General features: G+C 69.7%; 22 protein-coding genes. 9 read left to right on the top strand and 13 right to left on the bottom strand.

What is annotated here, in order from left to right:
• Positions 1–78 precede the first annotated feature (78 nt).
• Positions 79–1737 carry an ABC-F family ATP-binding cassette domain-containing protein gene (locus tag FH610_RS02085; RefSeq protein WP_139572481.1) on the bottom strand — a complete coding sequence of 553 codons (1659 nt, stop codon included), beginning with the start codon at positions 1735–1737 and terminating at the stop codon, positions 79–81.
• Positions 1738–1844: 107 nt separating this feature from the next.
• On the opposite strand from FH610_RS02085, the gene FH610_RS02080 reads away from it, so the two are divergent.
• Entirely contained in the window at positions 1845–2549 is a 705-nt protein-coding gene (locus FH610_RS02080) for a TetR/AcrR family transcriptional regulator (protein WP_240808700.1), read from the top strand.
• A 260-nt stretch (positions 2550–2809) separates the two neighbouring features.
• Here the strand turns inward: FH610_RS02080 and FH610_RS02075 are convergent, their stop codons facing one another.
• From FH610_RS02075 to FH610_RS02065, 3 genes are read right to left on the bottom strand one after another with little or no spacing between them, the layout of a single operon-like run.
• Positions 2810–3610, bottom strand: a complete 801-nt coding sequence (locus FH610_RS02075; protein WP_139572479.1) for an ABC transporter permease — start codon at positions 3608–3610, stop codon at positions 2810–2812.
• A complete protein-coding gene (locus FH610_RS02070; RefSeq protein WP_139572478.1) occupies positions 3610–4383 on the bottom strand; it encodes an ABC transporter permease in 774 nt (257 codons plus the stop codon). Before FH610_RS02070 ends, FH610_RS02075 begins: the two co-directional genes overlap by 1 nt.
• A 1-nt stretch (position 4384) precedes the next feature.
• The gene (locus FH610_RS02065; protein WP_240808699.1) at positions 4385–5320 is read right to left on the bottom strand and encodes an ABC transporter ATP-binding protein; all 936 of its coding nucleotides are present in this window, start codon (positions 5318–5320) and stop codon (positions 4385–4387) included.
• A 185-nt stretch (positions 5321–5505) separates the two neighbouring features.
• Between FH610_RS02065 and FH610_RS02060 the strand changes: the two genes are divergently transcribed.
• Positions 5506–5955, top strand: coding sequence for a universal stress protein (locus FH610_RS02060; protein ID WP_139572477.1), 450 nt, complete (start codon positions 5506–5508; stop codon positions 5953–5955).
• Between the two features lie 27 nt (positions 5956–5982).
• Here the strand turns inward: FH610_RS02060 and FH610_RS02055 are convergent, their stop codons facing one another.
• Positions 5983–6660 (bottom strand): ATP-binding protein, encoded by a 678-nt coding sequence (locus tag FH610_RS02055; RefSeq protein ID WP_139572476.1) that lies wholly within the window; start codon positions 6658–6660, stop codon positions 5983–5985.
• Between the two features lie 200 nt (positions 6661–6860).
• Here FH610_RS02055 and FH610_RS02050 point away from each other — a divergent pair, with 200 nt between their 5' ends.
• Together FH610_RS02050 and FH610_RS02045 are read left to right on the top strand one after the other, a co-directional pair.
• Positions 6861–7256 (top strand): DUF3224 domain-containing protein, encoded by a 396-nt coding sequence (locus tag FH610_RS02050; protein ID WP_139572475.1) that lies wholly within the window; start codon positions 6861–6863, stop codon positions 7254–7256.
• 29 nt (positions 7257–7285) lie between these two features.
• On the top strand, positions 7286–8239 hold the full coding sequence (locus FH610_RS02045; protein WP_139572474.1) for a diacylglycerol/lipid kinase family protein: 954 nt from the start codon (positions 7286–7288) through the stop codon (positions 8237–8239).
• Positions 8240–8409: 170 nt separating this feature from the next.
• Here the strand turns inward: FH610_RS02045 and FH610_RS02040 are convergent, their stop codons facing one another.
• Entirely contained in the window at positions 8410–9522 is a 1113-nt protein-coding gene (locus tag FH610_RS02040; protein WP_139572473.1) for an ABC transporter substrate-binding protein, read from the bottom strand.
• Positions 9523–9781: 259 nt separating this feature from the next.
• Positions 9782–10267 carry a carboxymuconolactone decarboxylase family protein gene (locus FH610_RS02035; protein ID WP_139572472.1) on the bottom strand — a complete coding sequence of 162 codons (486 nt, stop codon included), beginning with the start codon at positions 10265–10267 and terminating at the stop codon, positions 9782–9784.
• A gap of 197 nt (positions 10268–10464) precedes the next feature.
• On the opposite strand from FH610_RS02035, the gene FH610_RS02030 reads away from it, so the two are divergent.
• Positions 10465–11403, top strand: a complete 939-nt coding sequence (locus FH610_RS02030) for an RNA polymerase sigma-70 factor (protein WP_139572471.1) — start codon at positions 10465–10467, stop codon at positions 11401–11403.
• A 29-nt stretch (positions 11404–11432) separates the two neighbouring features.
• On the opposite strand, the gene FH610_RS02025 is transcribed toward FH610_RS02030, so the two are convergent.
• Positions 11433–11801 (bottom strand): DoxX family protein, encoded by a 369-nt coding sequence (locus FH610_RS02025; RefSeq protein WP_139572470.1) that lies wholly within the window; start codon positions 11799–11801, stop codon positions 11433–11435.
• Between the two features lie 107 nt (positions 11802–11908).
• Between FH610_RS02025 and FH610_RS02020 the strand changes: the two genes are divergently transcribed.
• The 3 genes from FH610_RS02020 to FH610_RS02010 all read left to right on the top strand — a co-directional run bounded on the left by FH610_RS02020 (position 11909) and on the right by FH610_RS02010 (position 15120).
• Positions 11909–12508 (top strand): TetR/AcrR family transcriptional regulator, encoded by a 600-nt coding sequence (locus tag FH610_RS02020; protein ID WP_205825463.1) that lies wholly within the window; start codon positions 11909–11911, stop codon positions 12506–12508.
• Positions 12509–12587: 79 nt separating this feature from the next.
• A complete protein-coding gene (locus FH610_RS02015; protein ID WP_139572468.1) occupies positions 12588–14213 on the top strand; it encodes an FAD-dependent monooxygenase in 1626 nt (541 codons plus the stop codon).
• A 34-nt stretch (positions 14214–14247) separates the two neighbouring features.
• Positions 14248–15120, top strand: coding sequence for an SAM-dependent methyltransferase (locus tag FH610_RS02010; protein ID WP_205825462.1), 873 nt, complete (start codon positions 14248–14250; stop codon positions 15118–15120).
• A gap of 206 nt (positions 15121–15326) precedes the next feature.
• Here FH610_RS02010 and FH610_RS02005 read toward each other — a convergent pair whose 3' ends face one another.
• Together FH610_RS02005 and rsgA are read right to left on the bottom strand one after the other, a co-directional pair.
• Positions 15327–15839, bottom strand: a complete 513-nt coding sequence (locus tag FH610_RS02005; RefSeq protein WP_205825515.1) for a GNAT family N-acetyltransferase — start codon at positions 15837–15839, stop codon at positions 15327–15329.
• 485 nt (positions 15840–16324) lie between these two features.
• A complete protein-coding gene (rsgA, locus tag FH610_RS02000; RefSeq protein ID WP_139572467.1) occupies positions 16325–17401 on the bottom strand; it encodes a ribosome small subunit-dependent GTPase A in 1077 nt (358 codons plus the stop codon).
• Between the two features lie 450 nt (positions 17402–17851).
• Here rsgA and FH610_RS42635 point away from each other — a divergent pair, with 450 nt between their 5' ends.
• Entirely contained in the window at positions 17852–17992 is a 141-nt protein-coding gene (locus FH610_RS42635) for a hypothetical protein (protein WP_161627884.1), read from the top strand.
• Between the two features lie 308 nt (positions 17993–18300).
• On the opposite strand, the gene FH610_RS01995 is transcribed toward FH610_RS42635, so the two are convergent.
• The 3 genes from FH610_RS01995 to FH610_RS01985 form a co-directional block, all read right to left on the bottom strand.
• The gene (locus FH610_RS01995; protein WP_139572466.1) at positions 18301–18912 is read right to left on the bottom strand and encodes a nucleotidyltransferase domain-containing protein; all 612 of its coding nucleotides are present in this window, start codon (positions 18910–18912) and stop codon (positions 18301–18303) included.
• 218 nt (positions 18913–19130) lie between these two features.
• Positions 19131–19556, bottom strand: coding sequence for a VOC family protein (locus FH610_RS01990; RefSeq protein WP_205825514.1), 426 nt, complete (start codon positions 19554–19556; stop codon positions 19131–19133).
• 392 nt (positions 19557–19948) lie between these two features.
• On the bottom strand, positions 19949–20704 hold the full coding sequence (locus FH610_RS01985; RefSeq protein ID WP_139572464.1) for a dienelactone hydrolase family protein: 756 nt from the start codon (positions 20702–20704) through the stop codon (positions 19949–19951).
• Between the last annotated feature and the right edge of the window lie 423 nt (positions 20705–21127).

Below are 21127 nucleotides of genomic sequence, written 5' to 3'. Positions count from 1 at the left end.
AGCCGGAGCGCGCCCCTGGACTCGGTCACGGACTCGGTCACGGGCGAGAGCGATCACGCCCGCCCTGACGGCACGGCGTCAGCGGCCACGCCGCACACGGGCCTCGTCCCACACCGGCTCGGCGGTCTCGTACACGGTCCCGTCGGCGCCGAAGACGAGGTAGCGGTCGAAGTCGGCGGCGAACCAGCGGTCGTGGGTGACGGCCAGGACCGTGCCGGAGAAGGACGCCAGCCCTTGCTGCAGGGCCTCGGCGCTGGCCAGGTCGAGATTGTCGGTCGGTTCGTCGAGCAGCAGCAGGGTCGCACCGGACAGTTCAAGCAGCAGGATCTGCAGCCGCGCCTGCTGTCCGCCGGACAGGGTCTCGAACCGCTGCCCGGCGGCCGGCGCGAGCTCATAGCGGGCCAGCGCGGCCATCGCCTCGTTGAGCGTGAGCGCATACTCGGACGTCACCAGCTCGGCGGGGGTGCGTCCGTGCAGCTCGGGCCGGGCGTGGGTCTGCACGAAGTGGCCGGGCACCACCCGCGCACCCAGCCGTACGGAACCGCTGTAGCGCACCGAGGTGAGCGCGCCCGGGGTAACCGCATGTGGGGCAACCGCGCGGTCCGCGGTCTCGGCCAGCAGCCGCAGGAAGTGCGACTTGCCCGAGCCGTTCGACCCGAGGACGCCCACGCGCTCGCCGTACCAGATCTCCAGGTCGAACGGCCGCATCAGCCCGGTGAGCTCCAGGCCCTCGCAGACGACGGCGCGTTTGCCGGTCCGGCCGCCGCGCAGCCGTATCCGCACGTTCTGCCGCCTGGGCGGGCGCTCGGGCGGGCCCGCCTCCTCGAACCGCTCCAGCCGGGTGCTGGCTGCCCGGTAGGCGGACGACAGCGCGTCGTTGTTGGCCGCCGTCTGCCGGAGGGTCTGCACCAGGCGCCTGAGCTTTGCGTGCTCCTCGTCCCAGCGGCGGCGCCGCTCCTCCAGCCGGTCGATGCGGTCACGGCGGCCCTGGGCGTAGGTGGCGAAACCCCCGCCGTGCACCCACACGCCACGCGATTCCACCGTGACAATCCGGTCCGTGGCCTCGGCCAGCAACCGCCGGTCGTGGGAGACCAGCAGCACGGTCTTCGCGGTGGCACGCAGCCGCCCTTCCAGCCATTGCTTGGCGGGCACGTCCAGGTAGTTGTCCGGCTCGTCCAGCAGCAGCACCTGGTCCGGGCCGCGCAGCAGCGCCTCCAGCACGATTCGCTTCTGCTCCCCGCCCGACAGCGTGCCCACCGGCCGTCGCCGGACCACGTCGTAGGGCAGGCCCAGCGCCGCGGTCGCGCAGGTGTCCCACACCACCTCCATGTCGTAGCCGCCGGCGTCGGCGTAGTCGCCGATCGCCTGCGCGTAGGCCAGCTGCGCCGCCTCCTCGTCACGAGCCGCCACCGCCGACTCCGCCCGCCCCAGGGCCGCCGCGGCGGCCCTGACCCGCTCCGGAGCCACGGACAGCAGCAGGTCGTGCAGGGTCCTGTCGTCGCGGACACCGCCGATGAACTGCCGCATCACCCCCAGCCCGCCCGAGTGGCCCACCCTGCCGTCGTCCGGGCGCAGGTCCCCGGCGATCAGCCGCAGCAGGGTCGTCTTGCCCGCGCCGTTCGGCCCCACCAGCCCGGCCTTGACGCCGTCGCCGACGCGGAACGACACCTCGTGCAGGAGCAGCCGCCCGTCCGGCAGCACGTAGGTGAGCCGGTCCACCTCCACATGTCCCGCCACCGTCGTTCCTCCCAGTTCTCCGGACCAACGTTCCAGTCACCGGATCAATGATCCGGCACTCGATCGCCATACTAGACTCGCCCCCAGGACGAGGAGGAGGACCGGAAGTGGTGGGGAAAGGCTCGGGATCGGCCGGAGACGTGTGGCTGCGGCCGCCCGCGCGGGCGGCGCGCGAGGCGCCCCCGCTCAGCCGGGACCGCATCGTGGAGGAGGCCGTCGCCCTCCTGGACGAGGAGGGCGCCGACCGGCTGACCATGCGCCGGCTCGCCGAGCGCCTCGGCACCGGTTCGACCACGTTGTACTGGCACCTGAAGACCAAGGACGACGTCCTCGACCTCGCCCTCGACGCGATCTTCGCGGCCGTCGAGATCCCCGGCGACAACGGCGGGCACTGGCGCGCCGCCGTCACCGCGCTGATCAGCGGGTGGCGCGCCGTCCTCCTGGAGCACCCCTGGTCGGCCGCGCTGCTGGGCCGCCCGATGCTCGGCCCCAACGTGCTCGCCCGCAGCGAGTTCCTGTACGCCACTCTCGTGAAGGCCGGGGTCGTCGAACCCCACCTGACCGCCGCGGCGTACGGGCTGTCCAACTACGTCATCGGAAGCGCGCTCATGCAGGCGACCTGGACGGCCAGGGGACGGCAGGCCGCCGCACAGACCGCCCGCGAGCAGTTCCAGGCCAAGAGCGACCGCTATCCCGTCCTCGCCGCCCATGGCCCCCTGGTCGCGGACGGAGACTGGGACACCAGCTTCACCATCGGCCTCGACTGGCTCCTGGACGGCATCCAGGCCGGCACGGCCACCGGCGAGGAGTAGCCGGGGTACGGGTCAGGCGCACCGTCACCCGCGCCATCGGTTGGGCCGTCGGTTGAGCCGCCGACCGCGACGCCGACGTGGCCCGCCCGGCGCCCGCCCGCGATGCGGAGGCCTGGAACGTCGTCAACCGGCCGAAGCCCTGAGCGGGCCGGAGGCCGCGGCACACGCACCCGCGTACGGACAGGACACTGACGCGGCCTGCTACTCCCGAACTCTTCGACGCAGGGATCCGGGGTCCGGGAGAAACCCGGGCGTGTGGGTCAGTCGCACAGGACCCGGGTCAGGCGCCGGGAGGCGAACCAGACTCCCGCCCCGGCCAGCACGGCCAGGTAGGCCGCGTGCCCCAGCAGCCCCCACCCCAGCATTCCCATGCACAGGCCGCGCACCAGCTCCACCGCGTGGTAAAGCGGCGTGAGCTGGATCAGCACCTCGACCCCGACCGGGTAGTCCTGCACGGGGGAGAACGTCCCGGAGAACAGGAACAACGCGAACTGCCCGGTGCCCATCAGGTCGAAGTCCTGCCAGCCGCGCATCAGCGTGCTGACGGCCATCCCCAGCCCGCCGAAGGCCAGCCCCACCAGCACGGTCGCCGGAAACGCGGCCAGCGCCCAGCCGGGCTCCGCCAGCCCCATCACCACCATCACCACCAGGAAGATCGCGGTGTAGAGCGAACCCCGGGCGATCGACCACACCAGCTCGCCCACCGCGATCTCGATGGGCCGCACCGGCGTCGCCAGCACCGCTTCGAACGTCTTCATGTACTTCAACTTGAAGAAGAAGTTGAACGTGGTCTCGGCCAGCGCCCCCGACATCGCCGAGACCGCCAGCATCGCCGGCGCGACGAACGACGCGTACGACATGGTCCGCCCGCCCACCGTCAGCTCACCGATCAGCGCGCCGACGCCGACGCCGATCGACAGCAGATACAGCAGCGGCTCGAAGAAGCCCGACAGCAGCACGATCCAGTACGACGGCCCGGAGCGCAGCGCCCCCACGTTGCGGCCGATGACGGCGCCCACCCGGCCGGGGGAGACCCGGGACGCCACCAGCGTCGTCACCATCAGTCCTCCAGCTTCCGGCGGAACGCCCGCACCGCCAGGAAAAGACCCGCCACCGCCCACACCAGCAGGTAGCCGACATGCACCGGAACCGGCCAGGCCGGGGCCGTGCCGAGCGTCGCCGCCCGGCACAGCTCCACCGCATGCCACAACGGCGAGGCGTACGCCAGCGGGCGCAACACCGCCGTGAGCTGCTCGACCGGGAAGAACACCCCCGCGAACAACGTCGAAGGGATCACCACGAACCGGAACAGCAGCGAGAAATAACTGTCGTGGTCGATCGTGGCGGCGAACGCCGTCACCGGCGCCGCCACCGACACCGTCAGCAACGCGCACACCAGCGGGGTGACCAGCGCCCACGGCGAATGCAGCCCGCCGAAGAACACCACGACGACCAGGAAGGCCACGACCGCGATCGTCACCCGGAAGACGAGATAGAGCAGATGCCCCCGGACCATGTCCGCCGGCCCCACCGGCGTGGCCCGCATCGCGTGATAGGCCCGCACCCACTTGAAGTCGCCCAGCACCGAATAGGTCGACTCGCCCACCGCGATCTGAAAGGCCGTCGACGCGAGCACGCCCGGCACGATCCACGACAGGTAGTCGACCCCCTGCACCCTGCCGACATAACCCCCGACACCGATGCCGATGCTCACCAGGAACAGCACCGGCAGCACGAACGAGGAGAACACCGACGCCTGCCACAAGCGCCGGTAGAGGGTCAGGTGCCGCTCCAGCACCGCGATCGTCGGATGCACGCCATGGGTCACGGCCATCTCAGTCCACCAACGTCCGGCCCGTCAGATGGAGGAACACATCCTCCAGCGTCGACCGCCGCACCAGCACGCTCGACGGCTCCAGCCCACGCCGCTGGATCTCGGCCAGCGCCGCGTCGCCGTCGTCCACGTAGACCAGCACCCGGTCGGGCAGCGGATCGACCCGCTTGCCCACCCCCTCCAGCGCCGCCGCGAACCGCGGCCCCGCCTCCGGCATGCCGGGGAAACGCAACTCGACCACCTCGGCCGTCGAATAGGTCGCGATCAGCGACCTCGGCGACCCCTCCGCCACGATCCTGCCGCCGTCCATCACGACCAGCCGGTCGCACAACTGCTCCGCCTCGTCCATGTAATGCGTCGTCAGCACCAGCGTGGTGCCCCGCTGCTTGAGCCGGAACAATCGCTCCCACAACAGGTGACGGGCCTGCGGGTCAAGCCCCGTCGTCGGCTCGTCGAGCAGCACGAGATCAGGCTCGTTCACCATCGCCCGCGCGATCGTCAGCCGCCGCTTCATGCCCCCCGACAGCGGCTCCACCTTCCCGCCCGCGCGGTCGCCGAGCTGCACGAACTCCAGCAACTCGTCGGCCCGCCTGCGGCTCTCCGCCCGCGACAGCCCGAAATAACGGGCGTACGTCACCAGGTTCTCCCGCACCGTCAGATCGGGATCGAGGTTGTCGAGCTGGGGACATACCCCCAGACGCGCGCGGATCCTCGGCCCGTCGTGCACCGCGTCCATGCCAAGGATCCGCAGCTCGCCGGCGGTCGGCGTGGACACACAACCGATCATCCGCATGGTCGAGGACTTGCCGGCCCCGTTGGGCCCGAGGAAACCGAACGCCTCTCCCGGCGCCACGTCAAGGTCGATCCCGTCGACGGCGGTGAACTCCCCGAAGCGTTTGACCAGGCCACGCGCATAGATCAGAGGTTGATCAGCCACGATCCGAGACCCTAACCAACGGCCCCGACACTTCCGCAACAGGTTATCCCCGCCACCCGGCCGGGCCCTGCCCCGCCTCCCCGGCGCCCCCGCGAAGACCGTCACGCCGCACCTGATCCACCAGGACCCGCCCCCAGGCCCGGCCCCGTATCCGGACGCCCCCCGGTGGCCGTACGCTGACTTGCGTGAACACGTTCGAGCTGGGCACCGACGGCCCACGAGTGATCCTCGTCGGCATCGACGGCTCGGAAACCTCCCTGCGCGCCGCCGCGTACGCCTGGGGGCTCGCCCGCCGCCAGGGTTCGCATGTCGTCCTCGTCTACGTCACCAACCCCGGAACGATCAGCACGATGATGCCGGCCGCGTCGGCCTCGGTGATCGAGGCGGGGGAGGAGGTCGCCGCGGACTTGCGCACACAAGTGGAGCGCTTCGCCCAGACCGCCCACTCACGCGTCGACTACACCTTCCGCACGGAGTACGGCGACGCCGCCGGCGTCCTCGCCAAGATCGCCGACGAGATCAGGGCGGACGCGGTAGTGGTGGGAGCCTCCACACAGGCCGGCCACCGCTTCATCGGATCGGTCGCGCTCCGCCTGGTCCGCACCGGCCGCTGGCCGGTCACCGTCGTCCCCTGACCCGCCGCACATTCACCCGGCCCCGGCTCAGCGGCGGTCCGGGCCCGACACGTCCAGCGCCCGCAGGCCCTCCAGCACCCGCAGCAACGTCGCCTCGTCCGGGCCGTCCGCCCGCGCGCCCACCGGATGCCGCCGCACCCGCTGCGGCAGCGCCCCCGTCGACGCCGCCGGCCGCCTGTGCGGCGCGGAACCGGCGGCCGGAGCAGCCGCCGCCCCCGGCGGACGCGCCCCCTCCATCGGCGAGATGGCCAGCTCACACCATACGATCTTGCCGCGATCCGGCGCCGAATAGTGGCCCCAGCGCCGGGCCAGGCTGCCGACCAGCGCGAGCCCCCGGCCGCTCTCGCGCAGCTCGCCTCCCCCCTCGCCATGCGGCACCGGCTCGCGCTCGCTGACGTCCCACACCTCGATGAACAGGCTGCGCAGTCCCGGCGCCACCCGGACCCGCAGCGCCACCGTACGCAGGGCCACCGGGAACATCGACGAGGCCATCGGCGGGCTGACCACGGCGTCCGTCGCCCGCACCGCGTTCGTCACCAGCTCGGAGACGACCAGCTCCGCCGTCTCGGCCAGATCCGCGAGCTCCCACCCCCGCAACTGGCACCGCACGAACGCGCGCGCCCGGCGCGGAGCGGTCGCGGCCGACCCGAACACCTTGTACGCCGTCCTGCGGCCCTCCTGCGAAGGGAAGGGAGAGATCAGCATCGCGCCGGCCGGGCCTGGACGAACCGGCCGGCGAGGACCGGGACGGCCGGTCGGGGAAAACCCATGCCTCCGATCATCTGTCATGAACGGCTGCAAAGTGACGGGCTTCACGGCATTCGCCTAACTTTCTCCTGCCGCTCACTCATCGGACACCGCCGTACCTGACAGAAGATGACAGGAACACGCGGCACGCTGGACATATGAACGGACACGCCACCGGCACCTTCGACGTCACCAACTGGACCGACCTGGCCACCGAGGAGAAGGAAGGCGCCACCTTCGGCCGCAACCACCTCACCAAGACCTTCCACGGCGACCTTGTCGGCACCAGCACCACCGAAATCCTCACCGTCGTCACCCCCGACGGGCCCGCCGCCTACGTCGGCGTCGAACACGTCGAAGGCACCCTCCATGGCCGCAAGGGCACCTTCGTCCTCCAGCACAGCGCGGCCAGCCACAACGGCGAACAGTGGATGAAATGGCAGATCGTCCCCACCAGCGGCACCGGCGAACTGGCCGGCCTCACCGGCGAGGGCACCATCCGCGCGGAGGACGGCCACCACTACCTCCTCGACTACACCCTCCCCGAGGCCTAATCGGCCCCCATCCGGGTAGCCGCCGGTCCATGGTGAAATCCGCTGACCGGCGGCCCGCGGACGACCCCGCCGCCGCGCCTGCCACCCCTCGAACCCCGGTGCCCCGCGTCGCCGTCATCGCGCACCGCAAGAAGACCGTCGGCGGCGGCCTCGACGAGCTCCGCAAGCTCATCACCGGCTACGACGTCGACGACCTGCTCTGGTATGAGGTCCCCAAGAGCAAGAAGGCCCCAAAGAAGGTCCGCCAGGCCCTCAAGGAGGGCGCCGAGCTGTTCTTCCTCTGGGGCGGCGACGGCACCGTGCAACGCTGCGTCGACGCCCTCGCCGGCAGCGACGCTGCGGTCGCCATCGTCCCCGCCGGGACCGCCAACCTCCTCGCCCGCAACCTCGCCATCCCCGAAGACCTCCCCGAGGCCGTGCGGATCGGCTTCGAGGGCCGCCGCGCCAAACTCGACCTCGGCAAGATCAACGGCGAGCACTTCGCGGTCATGGCAGGCGTCGGCTTCGACGCCGAGATGATCGCCGACGCCGACCGCGGCCTCAAGGACCGCCTCGGCCGCTTCGCCTACATCTGGACCGGCCTGCGCCACGTCGGCGGCGCCGTGACCCCCATGAAGATCAAAATCGACGACAACGACTGGTTCGAGGGCGACGCCAGCTGCGTACTCGTCGGCAACGTCGGCACCGTCACCGGCGGCATCGACGTCTTCGAAGACGCCCGCTACGACGACGGCTGGCTCGAAGTCGGCGTCTCCACCGCGGAAGGCCCCATCCAATGGGCCCGTACCCTCGGCCGCATGAGCGCCGGCAACGCCGAGAAATCCCCCTTCGTCCGCATCACCCGCGCCCGAAAGGTATCGGTCAAACTCCGCACTCCCATGGCGTACGAACTGGACGGGGGAGCCCGCGACCGGGTCAAGCGCATCACGGTCAAAGTCGTGCCCCAGGCCGTCACCGTGTGCCTGCCCGACACCACCGCCTGACCACGCGAGGCCCGGACGCTCCGCGCCCGGTTCAGGGACGACGCCAACCGTCCGAACTGGCCGGGCGCCTCGAACGGCCCAGCCTGTCCGCAAGCCCTACACAGGCCGTCGTCATCGAACGGAACATAGGCGATATCGGGCCGACCGTAGTGACGCCCCGCTGTGCTCTCTCAGCCGGCGTGAAGGATCCGAAAGCGACCGGGTTCCGCCGGGTCTCGATCAACGACCTGGATCGGCGTCCACGCCCATTGCCACACGCTGACACCTGGCGTGCGGGAGAACCGGATCTGCCCCCGGGTGCCTTCGACCGCGACGCGCGGCCAGGATCCGGCGGTGCGCGCGCGGTCCACGCCGTGGGAACGCAGCACATCGGCGAGGACGGCGACCGCGTCGTACCCCTCGAAGGCGACGAAGGAGGGCGCTTCGGCCAGCCGCTCGCGGAGGGCCGTCTCGACTCGTGTACCGAGTGGGCTGAGGCGCTCGGGCAGATAGCGCAAGAACGGGATCGCGGCGCCGTCGTCGCCCAGCAACATCGCCCATTCGGCGAACTCCGGTTGCCCGGCCGGAGCACCGATCGTGATCTCTGCGAGGCGCTGGTCGCTGCGGACAGACTTGACGATCGGCACTGCCGGCTCCGGATGGCCGACCAGAAGAAGGAGGGCTGTCGCGCGACTGTCGACGAGTTCGTCGCACACGGCCGTGGGGGTGCGCCCGCGCACGTCGAGTTCGATGACGGTACCGCCGCGTGGAGCGAGGTAATCCCGCAGGATGCGGGCCCCAGCCGCCCAATAGACACTCGGCTCGGCTGCTACGACGATGCGCCTGTGGCCCGCGCGGAGGAGGAAGTCCGCGTAGATCCGCCAGCCGTGGGACTGCGCCGGGGCGAGGCGCGCGACCCATTCCGTCGGCTGTTCTGTGAGCGCGTCGAGAACCGCCGACGAGCAGAGGAACGGCAGGCCGAGGGCGTCGGCCCTGGCGGCAGCGGCACGGGCGACGACGCTGTGATATTCCCCCGCCAGGGCAGCCACGCCCAGGCGCGCCAATTCATCCACGGCCGCCGCGGCCCTGTGCGGATCAGCCGCGGTGTCTCGCACCACCAGCTCGAGTGGTCGTCCGACGATCCCGCCGGCGTCGTTGACTTCGCGAACGGCCAACTCGAGTCCAGCGAGCAAGTGCCTGCCTGCCTCGACCCAACCAGGCCGAGTCAGCGGAACGAGAGCGCCGATCTGGACGAACGATCCGTCAGCCCGCTCCGCTCCAGGTGGCGACGGTGGCCTGTTCATGCGCTGGCGTCTCCCATGTAACGACTTATTGCACTATGCCCTTATCGCAGAGTGGTAAGGCCAGATCGTACGCGTTCATCCCATCTCGCCCTAGCAGGCGCATCCGGGTGATCACGCCGGATGTTGCATCCACCACCGCCAACTGGGGCGGATGAAAGGCCAAGGAGTGTGTTCCCCGAGGCCGGTGCCCTTCGCCGCTCCCGGGTCGATGACGTCGCCACCGAAGTCACGGCGAAGGGTTTCCACCATGACGTTCCTTTCAGCTCGCCATGCCGGCGAACATGCCAGGTTCATAGGAGCCGCCCGGGTTGCGCACGATCACGTTGAGCCGGTTGTTGGCATTGATCATGGCGATCAGGGACACCAGCGCGACGATCTGGTCGTCGTCGTAGTGCTTGCGCACCCGGTCCCAGGTCTGGTCGGACACGCCGTGGTGCGCGTCGGCGATCCGGGTGCCCTCCTCGGTGAGCGCCAGCGCGGCCTGCTCGGCCTCGGTGAACACGGTGGACTCGCGCCAGGCGGCGACCAGGTGGAGCCGGACCGCGCTCTCCCCGGCCGCCGTGGCGTCCTTGGTGTGGTAGTCGATGCAGAAACCGCAGCCGTTGATCTGGCTGGCGCGCAGCATCACCAGGTCCTGAGTGGCCTGGGGGAGTGGCGACTGCTGGATCGCCAGGGCGACGTTGTAGATCCGCTTGGCGATTTTGGCGCCGAGCTCGTTGGCCATCAGGTCGATACGGGGTTCCATGACGTGGTCCTCACTCGCGACGTGGCGTACCGCGCCGATCGTCGGCGCGGCGTCCTGACGAGCAAGAGATCCCGGCGACCGGATCCCTGTGACAACGCGGCCCTGTGACGTGTGTCACCGGACACGGCTGTCACACAGCGGTGATGCCCGGCCTCTTATGCATGGCACAGTCGAGAACCAACAGACAGGAACCAGCGATGAGCGAGCGCGGCGAGCGACCGGCGGACACAGCAGGGCCCCTCGCTCGTGACAGCCGCATGGACTCCGCCATGGACCCGGCCACCGAGGCGTTCGTCGCCCACCGCAACCTGCTGTTCACCGTCGCCTACGAGATGCTCGGTTCGGCCGCCGACGCCGAGGACGTGCTGCAGGAAACCTGGCTGCGATGGGCGAGTGTCGATCTCGGCGCGGTGCGGGATCAGCGTGCCTACCTGGTGCGGATCGCCACCCGCCAGGCCTTGAAACGCTTGCGTACGCTCGGCCGGCGCAGGGAGTCCTACATCGGGCCGTGGTTGCCCGAGCCATTGCTGACGGCGCCGGATGTGGCCGAGGACGTGGAGCTGGCCGACAGCGTCTCGATGGCGATGCTGCTGGTGCTGGAGACGCTGTCGCCGACCGAGCGGGCGGTGTTCGTGCTGCGCGAGGTCTTCGACCTGGACTACGACGAGATCGCCGATGCCGTCGGCAAGAGCCAGGCCGCGGTCCGCCAGATCGCCCACCGCGCACGCGCACACGTCGCCGCCCGCCGGCCCCGCGACGTCGTCTCCCCGAACGAGACCCGAGCCGCGCTTCAGGCCTTCCAGCGAGCGGTTGAGACCGGCGACCTGCAACGCCTGCTCGACATCCTCGCCCCCGACGTCGTCCTCCTGACAGACGGCGGCGGACTCAAGCAGGCCGCGTCGGCGCCCGTCGTGGGGGCCGGCAAGGTGGCCCACGTGCTGAGCAGGATCACCCCCGCGGCGTCGCTGCAACCGGCACACGTCAACGGCCACCCCGCCCTGATCGTCCGGCTCGACGGCGACATCGACACCGTCATCACGGTGCGCATCGACGACGGCCTCATCACCGGGCTCTACGCCGTACGCAACCCCGAAAAGCTGTCGCGCATGGAGCGGGAGACCACGATGAGCCGCTGAGCCCGGCGCCCTGCCGGCACGCTCTTCGCTCAGGAAATCGCGAGCAACAAGGCCATCGTCGTTCCGGTGACCACGGCCAGCACCACGGGCGCCGCGGCGTGGGAGCGGTGGCGCCGGTGCGCGAAGTCGCGGGCACGGAGATGGAATCCCACTGCGCCGATCAACAGCAGCGTGAGACCGGCCGCGGCCGCGACGGCGAGCGGCTTGAACCAGAGGCCGGCCGCGAGCCCGAGCGCGCCGGCGATCTCCAGGGTGCCGATCAAGCGGGTCATCGTCGAGCCGACGCCGAGCCTGAGCAGGTTGGCCGTCACGGGATCCCGTAACAGGACCTTCTGGGCGCCGGCGAGGAGGAAGACGAGAGCGGCCAGAGTGCTCAGCGCGTTGGCGGCAAATGACATGGCATACGGCCCTTCACAGAAAGAGAACGAACATTCTTTTTCTAAGAGAGGGCCGGGAAAGTTGTCAAGGGCGAATGTTCGTTCTACGTTGTGATCCCATGGCACGCATGCCCAAGGAGCACCTCGAAGCCCGTCGCCGCCAGATCCTGGACGCCGCTCGGCGCTGCTTCATCCGCAACGGCTTCCATGCAACGTCCATGCAGGACGTGCTGGCCGAGGCCGAGTTGTCGGCCGGGGCCGTCTACCGCTATTTCAAGAGCAAGGACGACATCATCGCGGCGACCGCCGCCGAGGCTCTGGCCGAGGTCGCGTCGGCGTTCGAGGCGGACGACGACGCGCGGCCGCCAGATTTGGACAACATCGTCGATCTCGTACTGGCTGTTGAGCGCCCACCGCTGTCCGGCTCGCAGGAGTCGGCTCAGTTGCTGGTCCAGGTCTGGTCGGAGGCGTTGCGATCGCCGTCGCTGTGCACGGCGCTGAAGGAGGTCATGGCAGAGGCTCGCGGCGTGGTCGGCGGGCTCGTGGCGCGGCATCAGCAGCGCGGCCTGCTGCCCGCCGACGTTCCCGCCGAGCACGTGGCCGATGTCCTGATGGCGCTGGTCGACGGGTTCCTGGTGCGCCGCGCGGTATACGGTCACGCGGATTCGGCGTCCTTCAGGAACGGCATGCGAGCCCTGATGTCGGCGCCCGCGCAAGCCGCCCGGTAGAGATCGTGCGCTCTTGACGAAGATCGGAGGTTCATGCTCTTCTAAAAAGAACGATCATTCGTTCTAAGAAGGTGAGTTCATGACTACGAAAGCGGACGTTCTCATCGTCGGCGCGGGGCCGACCGGCCTGGTCCTGGCCATCGACCTGGCACGGCGGGGAGTGATCCCGCGCATCATCGACGCTGGGCGCGCGGACCACCGGGAAAGCCGGGCGGTGTCGATCGTGGCGAGATCGCTGGAGATGCTGGACGATCTCGGGCTGGCCCAAGCCGCCATCGAACGAGGCGTCCCGCTGCACACGCTGAACTTCTACCAGGGCACGACGGCCCTGGCCGAGATGGACGTGACGGCCGTGGACTCCCCGTTCCCGCTGGACCTGTGCATCCCGCAATGGCAGACGGTCGCGCTGCTGCGCGAGCGCGCCGAGGAACTCGGAGTCGTCATCGAATGGGGCACCCGCCTGGTCGGGCAGCAGGCCGGCGAGCACGGCGTCAGCGTGGAACTCGGCCACGAGGACGGTCGCGGCGAACGATGCGAAACCGGGTGGCTGATCGGCGCTGACGGCGCCCACAGCGCCGTGCGTGAGACGGCGGGCATCACCCGGGAGAGAGCCGACCTGAAGCGGGGGTTCATCCTGGGCGACGTCGCCGTGGACTGGCCGCTCACGCGGGACCGCTTCCATGTCTACTTCGGCAAGTCCGGCCTCGTGGCCGTCTTCCCCATGATCGGGGGCTACTGGCGCATCCTGGCCAGCACGCCGGACGACCAGCCGCCGCAGACCCCAGGGCTGGACGACTTCGCCGCCTACGTCGCCGAACGCACACCCCTGGACTCTCGCGTACGCGATCTGCAGTGGAGTTCGTCGTTCGTGGCCCGCGAGAGCCTGGCCGACCGGCTTCGCCAGGGCCGGATCCTCCTGGCCGGCGACGCCGCGCACAGCCACAGCCCGGTGGGCGGCCAGGGCATGAACACCGGCATGCAGGACGCCTACAACCTGGGCTGGAAACTCGCGCTCGTCGTCACCGGGCGCGCCGAGGAGTCCCTCCTGGACAGCTACGAGGCCGAACGCTGGCCCGTGGTCAAGGCCGTGGTCGACGCGACCTCGGCCACCACGAAGGCCGCCACCGGCAGCACGCTGGTCGCCCGCAGAGCCAGGCGGCACGCGCTGCGCCTGTTCGGCCGGCTCAATCCCGTGCAGCAGCGGCTGTCGAACGCCTTCGGCGAACACCTCGTCCACTATCGCGACAGTGACCTCGTCTTCGAACGCTGGCACGAGTCGCAGGCCAGGGCGTGGAGTGACATCGCCTGTACCGGACCGGAAGCCGGCGAGCTGGTGCGGGACGTCTACGTTGAGAACCGTGAGGGGCCGGTGGCGCTCCGTCACATCCTCCGGACGCCGGGCCACCACCTCGTCCTGTTCGCGGCGGACACGACGGACTCCGCCACCCTGGCCGCCTGGCGTGTCTCCGCACACGAGGCGATGGCCGGGCACGGCGAGGTCCATGTCATCACCCGCGGCCACCTGCCGCACGAGCCCATGGACGGAGTCTTCGCCGACCTGCGCAGCGAGGCGCACAACCGCTACGGCGTGCGCCGCCCCAGCCTGTACCTGATCCGCCCGGACAAGTACGTCGGCTTCCGCGGCGACAGCGTCGACTTCGCACCCGTGAGCGACTACTTCCGCGCCCTGGGCGCCCGCCCGTGACACCACCTGTCAAGAAGAGGAGCTGGACAACCCCGTGACGCAAGAACCGACCGTCCCCAAAAGCCTGTCCGGAATCGGCGCGACCGCCTTGGGCGTGGCTCTCCTGCGCGCCCAGGAGAGCAGCCGACCGGACCGGCTGTTCGACGACCCCTACGCACGGCACTTCCTCCAGGCCGTCGATCCGGCGTTCAGCCCTTGGGCCGCCGGGGCCTCTCCGGCGACCGCACGTTTCCTGCAGGTCATGGCCGAGCAGGTCGCCGTCCGCACCCAGTTCCTCGATCGCGCGCTACTGGAAGCCGCCGAACGAGGATGCGAGCAGGTGGTCCTGCTGGCGTGCGGCATGGATGCCCGCGCGTTCAGACTCGCCTGGCCCCCCGGCACCAAGGTCTTCGAGCTGGACTTCGCCGACGTGCTCGCATTCAAGGCAGCCGTACTCGACGACCGCGGCGCGACCGCCGCGTGCCACCGCGTCGAGGTCGCCACCGACCTGCGCCAGGACTGGCCGCGCGCGCTGACGGAGTCCGGCTTCAACCCGGAGCGGCCGGCCGCCTGGCTGGCCGAGGGCATCCTGTACGCGCTTCCGCCCGAAGCCGCCGACCTGCTCCTCGACCGGATCACCACCCTCTCCGCCCCAGCAAGCATGCTCGCCCTGGATCACATGAAGGACTCCGAGCTGCTCCGCAGCGCCCGCGCGGACATCTCCGCCGAACTCGTCGACCTGTGGCGCGGCGGCCCCACCGAGAACCTCAATGCCTGGCTTACCCGCCGCGGCTGGCAGCCCGCCGTGACGGACATCGCCGAGGCCACGGCCGCCTGCAAACGCCCGATTCCACCCGCGTTCGATCCCGCCCGCGCCGCCGCCGGCCGCGGCTGGCTGGCCACGGCACACCTCCCGAAACCTCGCTAAGAGGCCCTCGACGTGCCAACCATCGAGACCGAGCTCGCGTTGCCCTCGGCCTTCATGGTGGTGCCGCACCGCGCCCTCGATCATCGCGTGCACCTCCGAGGCCGAGACGCGCAGGGTCTGGGAGTGCACGACCATCGACTTTCGCGACGGTCGAACGGCCCCCAGCCGCGCTGAGGGCCGTTCGCCGCAGTCAAAGGAGCGGGAGATCAGACGCCGAACGCCGCCGGGTAGCGGATGACGCCGCTCGGGACGGGCCGTTCAGGGTCGAGGGCGAGCGCCATCATGTACTTGTCCTCGACGTCGAACGGCGGGCGGATGCGGAATCCGGAGGCCGGGGTGAAGCCGAAGCGCGGGTAGTACTCGGCGTGGCCGAGCACGAGCACCAGGTTCTCGCCCTGCTCACGGGCGGCTTGCAGAGCGGCGCGGATGGCGGCGGAACCCGCGCCCCGCTGCTGATGTTCGGGCTTGACGGCGCACGGGCCCAAGGTGAGGGCGGGTGAGTCGCCGACGTGGCAGCGGGTGAGCAGCGCGTATCCGGCGAGCTCGCCGCCGGGGGCCTCGGCCAGCCAGGACAGGCCGGGCAGCCACGCCTGCGGGTCGGCCCGCAGCGCCTCGACGAGGTCGGCCTCGAGCGGGGTGGGGAAGGCGGCAAGGTTGATGTCGCGGATGATGGCGACGTCGCCGGCGCTCTCGGGACGGGTGGTGAGGGAAGAGGTCATGATCGGGCTCGTCTCCTTGTCCTTCTGCGGATGCAGGACATAGCCGGTGTATTGGTAGTCCGCGCCGTGCTCGCGGCGCATAGTGATCTTTTGCAGGGTGGCCGCGACCGCCTCGCGCATCCCGGGTACGGCCGGGTCGGCCGCGTGGGCGCGCTGTGACAGCGGCGTGTAGTACTCCTCGAACCAGTCGCGGTCGGGGAGTGTATGCAGCGCGGCGACGGCGTACCCTGCGGCGTGCGCCGTGGCGATGTTGTGCTCTCGTGTGCGTAGCGGATACGCCTGATCCCAGAACGCGCGGGCTTCGGCGGATGGGGAGTCAGCGCTCCATTCGCATTCGGTGACGACCAGCCGGCCGCCTGGGGCGAGCAGCCGCCGCCAGGAGCGCAGCGCGGTGTCGAAGCCGATGAAGTACGCGGATCCTTCGGCCGAGATCAGGTCGAAGCTCTCGTCATGAGCGGTCGGGGAGATCGGTGGGATGCGGCCGGTCATGGCTGCTGGTCCCGGAACCTGTAGGTGGCACGCAGGTGACCGGTGATGGCCTTTTGCCGGTTGACGCGCTCTTCGCGCAGCCGGGCATCGGTTCGTGAGGCCGCCCAGGCGTTCTCCCGTTGCAGCTTGTGGTAGCTGCGCAGGCGACGTTCGGGCAGTTCACCCGCCTGGATGGCGGCCTGCACCGCACATCCTGGCTCGGTGTCGTGGGAGCAATCGCCGAAGCGGCAATACGCGGCGAGTTCTTCGATCTCGGCGAAGACCTGCTCCAGGCCGTCGGCGGCGTCGTGCAGGCTGATCCCGCGCAGGCCGGGCGTGTCGATGAGGACCCCGCCGCCGGGCAGGGGGAGCAGCTCGCGGCGGACGGTGGTGTGGCGGCCCTTGCCGTCCTGCTCTCGTACCGTGCCGGTGGCCAGCAGTTCCTCGCCGAGCAGCATGTTGCCGAGGGTGGACTTGCCCGCGCCCGAGGGGCCGAGCAGCACGGTGGTGCCGTGCATCATCGCGGCCAGCACGTCGATGTTGTGACCGGTGGCGACGCTGGTGACCAGGATGTCCACGCCGGGTGCCAGCGCTTCGGCCTCGGCGTGAACGGCTTCGGGATCGTGGGCCAGGTCCGCCTTGGTCAAGACGATCAACGGCTGTGCCCCGCTCTCCCAGGCCAGGGCGAGCAGCCGCTCCAGTTTGGCCGCGTCCAGGGGCGTGGCCAGGGACAGGGCGATGACGACCATGTCGACGTTGGCGGCGAGCACCTGTTCGCGGGAGGACCTGGACGCCGACGAGCGCACGATCGCGCTGTGCCGCGGCAGCAGCGCCACCAGGTGCGGCTCGGCGCCCGGGCGCAACGCGGCCCAGTCGCCGGTGCAGGGCGTCAGGAGCGGGTCGGGCCGGTGCGGCGCGGCGAACGTGGCCCTCATCGGGCCCGACGTGGTGATCGCCGTGCACAGGCCGCGATCGACCCGGGAGATCCGGGCCGGTACGAGGCCCGCTTCGTAGTGCTCGGTGAAGGTTTGGTCGAGTGCGCCGGTCCACCCATACCGGGACAGGCCGGATGGATCAGTGTACGTGTATGACAACGTGAGAGACCCTTGCGGAGAAGGGGCCCCGACGAGACGCGGACATCACCCCGCCAGGCGAGCCCGATGGCTCAAGGCTGGGGGAAGAAGTAGGTCAGACCGGGGCCCGGGACGTGAGGTTGGTCCGGGCGCTGCGCATGGCAGCGGTCTTCACCGCGGTCATCAAACCTCACCTCCCTCCCACGCCGATCCAATACTGAACGAACGGCAGCCTAGCACCCCGACCAGGATCAGTTGTACCGCTGCCGTTAACACTCTTATCCGCCGACGCCTCCCACCACTAACTAGACGCCTCCGACCACCGACTACGTGAAACCGGACGATCGGGTGTAGGCCGAGCACGTGGCTTAGGCGTGCCGCCACCTCCCGATTTGCGCCGGCCGCGATCGCCTACCGGGCAGCGATCGGACCGTATCGGATGGTGGGTTCGGCGCCACTGGCTGCACGTTCATGACTACCCGCATCGGCGTCCCCACCGACTGGGACGCCAAGCGCGCGGCGCTGGCCACCTCCGGCACCTCGCGCCGTACCGGTCAGCCTTCGCTGGAGGAGGGGTACGTCGCGCTCATGCACGCGGGCGCGAGCGGCTGAACAGCGGGGGAGAGGGGTGTGGTCACGCTGTAGTCGCCGGATCCGCCACTCGCACCGAGGGGTGCCGCACCGGCACCGGATCCTCCTCGTGCGCACCGGCCTCGCGCAGGCACGCGGACGCTGGTGAATCGGATTGTCCCGGATCGCCCACGAGCGATCAGTTATAGGCAACAGGGGGAGTAGTCGCTCGCCGCTGAACTCGTCGTCGGCCCCGATGTCCTCCGGTGCAATGGTGACGACGACCGTCGCGCCCAACCCCACTGCGCGACGTGCGGGTGGACGTGCAGAGGTTGCCGATCGCGCCCGGGCTAGCACGCGAGCTGATCAAGCCAGGGGTGCGTGCCGAAACTGTGTGTCAGGGCTTCGCTGAGCCAACGTCGTTGTGACGTGGCGAGGTGGGGCAGGACCGCGAGAAAGTCGATCTGGTCCTTCGGCCGAGGTTGCTTGGCCTTGTAGAACAGCTGGATCTCGGGCGCGAGGTAGGGGATACCGTCCGAGCTGATCTTCCCGATTTCGGCCATTGCGCGGCGGATGCCGGGATCTCGTTGCGATACCCACTGGCCGTTGCTCGTCTCATCGAGGATCACCTGGATCCGCCACGGTTCATCGGGCCCGGGGCGGCACCAGATGTCGTGTACGGGACCAGCAAGGCTTTCCGTGGGCTCCCAGGGACGCAGGACACCCGGTGGGTCGGCCGCCCAATACTCCCAGCCACGCAGGGCGCCGCAGAGGTGGTGCTGATCCGGGCGCAGCATCACCACGGCGACGTCCCCGTGATCACGGATGTGATGGCCGACGGCGAGTTCGATAGCGAACCCGCCGGCGACCCACCATGGACACGGCATCGCGGAAAGGAGCGAGGCGACTTGCGCAGGCGTCGCCGGTTCCCAACGCCCATACGGAGCAACGATCGTCCTCATGCTGTGCTTTGTCTCCCTGGCCGGCCTGAACGCGGTCCGCTTGGCGAGTCGCCGGCATTCGCCAGAGCGGAGAGGAGTGGCCGAAGAGGCCAACTTGACATAATGTTCATTATCGAGCAATGCCGGAAGGGGCCTCAAAGGGCGGATGGCCTGGGGTTTCGGAACGCCCTTCGAGGTGCACGTGACACCATCTCTGTGCTGTTGCCGCGACGGGGTCGTCAGTCGATCTGCTCGGCCAGCGCGACGACGATGCCCTCGGGGCCGCGGATGTAGCAGAGCCGGTAGGCGTCCTTGTACTGCGCCACCTCGCCGACGAGTTCGGCGCCCCGGGTGCGCAGGCGGGCGATGACGTCGTCGATGTCGTCGACGGCGAACATGATGCGGCGAATGCCCAGCGTGTTCGCCGGGGCGTCCTCCGGCACGCCGCTGATCGCCGTCGGCCTGTGGTACTTCGCCAGCTCGATTCGCCCATGGCCGTCCGGGGTCCGCATCATCGCGACGTCGACTCGTTGGTCGTCGAGCCCGACGAGACGTGCCGCCCAACGCCCCTCGATCCGGCCCTTACCCTCCAGCTCCATGCCGAGTTCTACGAAGAACGCAATGGCGGCCTCAAGGTCGTCGACGACAATGCCGACGTTGTCCATCCGCTGAATCGTCATGGTGGTCCTCCTTTGTCGCGCGGGCCCGTCGTGGCCACTGGCGTACCTGAGACGGAGCCGGCGCCAGATTCTCGACACCCCGGATCTCAAGATCTTGCTTCTGGCCGTCACCCCCGGGCGCCCACCCCTCCTCTGATACGACAAAGACCCCTATTCACTCCCATACCGGACAGAAGGTGAATTCTGTCTGGTATGGACGGTCATGTTCGGTCTCTCTGTCGATGACCCCGCAGCTGTTCGCACCGCATGAGGATGCCGGGCATGCGGTGCGAACACCTTGGCTATCTATCTGCGGCCCGGCCGGCTCGCTCCGGTGATCTCGGTCCCCTCGGCCGATCCAGATCGCCGGCACAACGCTCCCCCGCTTGCCTATCTGATCAAGGAGTGTCGAGGCGGCGGCCCTGACCGAGGTGCCGTTCGAAGAACCGTAGGGTGCTGTCGGTCTCGAACTCGGGGATCTCCCCATGCTTGCCGGGGTTGGCGTGCAGCGTCTTCTCGACCGAGGCCAGGGCGTCGAACAGTGCCAAGCCCTGGGCCCGCGGCACCCGCTCGTCGTCCCACTGCAGCAGGAACTCCACCGGCACGGTGATCCGCGCCGCGGCCTCGGCCGCTGCCAGCGCCCCGCCCAGGCCCAGCACCGCCGCACGGACCCGGGGTTCGGCCGCGACGAACGGAACGCCGAGCCCGCACCCCAACGACACACCCCAGTAGCCCACCGGGCCGACGCCCACGTGCTCAAGACGCTGGAGCGCCGTCAGCGCCGCCCGCCACTCCGGGACGGTCTGGCGAGCCACGAGCGCCTGAAAACCGGCGATCAGCGGAGCCGGCTCCTCCCCGGCCGCCACACGAGCCTGGTTCTCGATCGCGATCTTGTCGTACCTCTCGTCCTTCGGCCGGTCGCCGTGGCCGGGCACGTCCACCGCGGCCACCGCGAAACCACACTCGACCACGAAGCGACGCGCCCAGGCCACGACGTCGGGGTCCTTCTTGTGCCGGCCGCCGCCGTGTCCCATCAGGATGAGGGGACGAGCACCGGCGGCGCCTTCCGGCGTCCAGAGCGCGCCAGGGACCTCATCGAGGGTGAAGAGTTGTTCGCGGACGCCGTCGGACGACGTCTCAGAGATGAAGCGCAATGCGATTCACGCCTTTCGGAATGCCTACTGCGGGCACTCCCCTAGGCCATGCGAAGGAGGGAGCCCCGACCTGTCACAGCGTTGATCGGTCTCACCTCCTTAGTTCGCAGCGATGCGCGGCGATGGCGAACTTATCACGGATCTCGCAAGGCAGGGCTCCTCCCCCACCGCGTCACGAATGGGTACAGATGTGGTGTTGCCACGTTCCTGAGGTGACGATAACGTGAAAACCATGACTGCCGGGTCGGCCATGGGCCACAAGCGAGTGAGGCACCCGGCCACGGCGTGAGGGCCGGGCGGGCGCGAGGCCCGCCGCATCTCCGACCTCCTGATTCGGAATTCTTCTTCCCGCGTATCGGCGCGCCCGCGTATCGGCAGACCCCTCGGCGTCGGCGAAATCGCCGCCGTACCGCCCCTTTGCCG

Source organism: Microbispora catharanthi (genome assembly GCF_006334915.2).
Classification (GTDB): domain Bacteria; phylum Actinomycetota; class Actinomycetes; order Streptosporangiales; family Streptosporangiaceae; genus Microbispora; species Microbispora catharanthi.
This window is presented reverse-complemented; position numbering and strand designations above follow the sequence as displayed.

Coding starts and splice junctions, on each gene's coding strand:
- FH610_RS02075 (WP_139572479.1), bottom strand. CDS start 3,610: ATGGTGACGACGCTGGTGGCGTCCCGGGTCTCCCCCGGCCGGGTGGGC.
- FH610_RS02070 (WP_139572478.1), bottom strand. CDS start 4,383: ATGGCCGTGACCCATGGCGTGCATCCGACGATCGCGGTGCTGGAGCGG.
- FH610_RS02055 (WP_139572476.1), bottom strand. CDS start 6,660: ATGCTGATCTCTCCCTTCCCTTCGCAGGAGGGCCGCAGGACGGCGTAC.
- FH610_RS02050 (WP_139572475.1), top strand. CDS start 6,861: ATGAACGGACACGCCACCGGCACCTTCGACGTCACCAACTGGACCGAC.
- FH610_RS02045 (WP_139572474.1), top strand. CDS start 7,286: ATGGTGAAATCCGCTGACCGGCGGCCCGCGGACGACCCCGCCGCCGCG.
- FH610_RS02040 (WP_139572473.1), bottom strand. CDS start 9,522: ATGAACAGGCCACCGTCGCCACCTGGAGCGGAGCGGGCTGACGGATCG.
- FH610_RS02035 (WP_139572472.1), bottom strand. CDS start 10,267: ATGGAACCCCGTATCGACCTGATGGCCAACGAGCTCGGCGCCAAAATC.
- FH610_RS02030 (WP_139572471.1), top strand. CDS start 10,465: ATGAGCGAGCGCGGCGAGCGACCGGCGGACACAGCAGGGCCCCTCGCT.
- FH610_RS02025 (WP_139572470.1), bottom strand. CDS start 11,801: ATGTCATTTGCCGCCAACGCGCTGAGCACTCTGGCCGCTCTCGTCTTC.
- FH610_RS02020 (WP_205825463.1), top strand. CDS start 11,909: ATGCCCAAGGAGCACCTCGAAGCCCGTCGCCGCCAGATCCTGGACGCC.
- FH610_RS02015 (WP_139572468.1), top strand. CDS start 12,588: ATGACTACGAAAGCGGACGTTCTCATCGTCGGCGCGGGGCCGACCGGC.
- FH610_RS02005 (WP_205825515.1), bottom strand. CDS start 15,839: ATGACCTCTTCCCTCACCACCCGTCCCGAGAGCGCCGGCGACGTCGCC.
- FH610_RS42635 (WP_161627884.1), top strand. CDS start 17,852: ATGACTACCCGCATCGGCGTCCCCACCGACTGGGACGCCAAGCGCGCG.
- FH610_RS01995 (WP_139572466.1), bottom strand. CDS start 18,912: ATGAGGACGATCGTTGCTCCGTATGGGCGTTGGGAACCGGCGACGCCT.
- FH610_RS01990 (WP_205825514.1), bottom strand. CDS start 19,556: ATGGACAACGTCGGCATTGTCGTCGACGACCTTGAGGCCGCCATTGCG.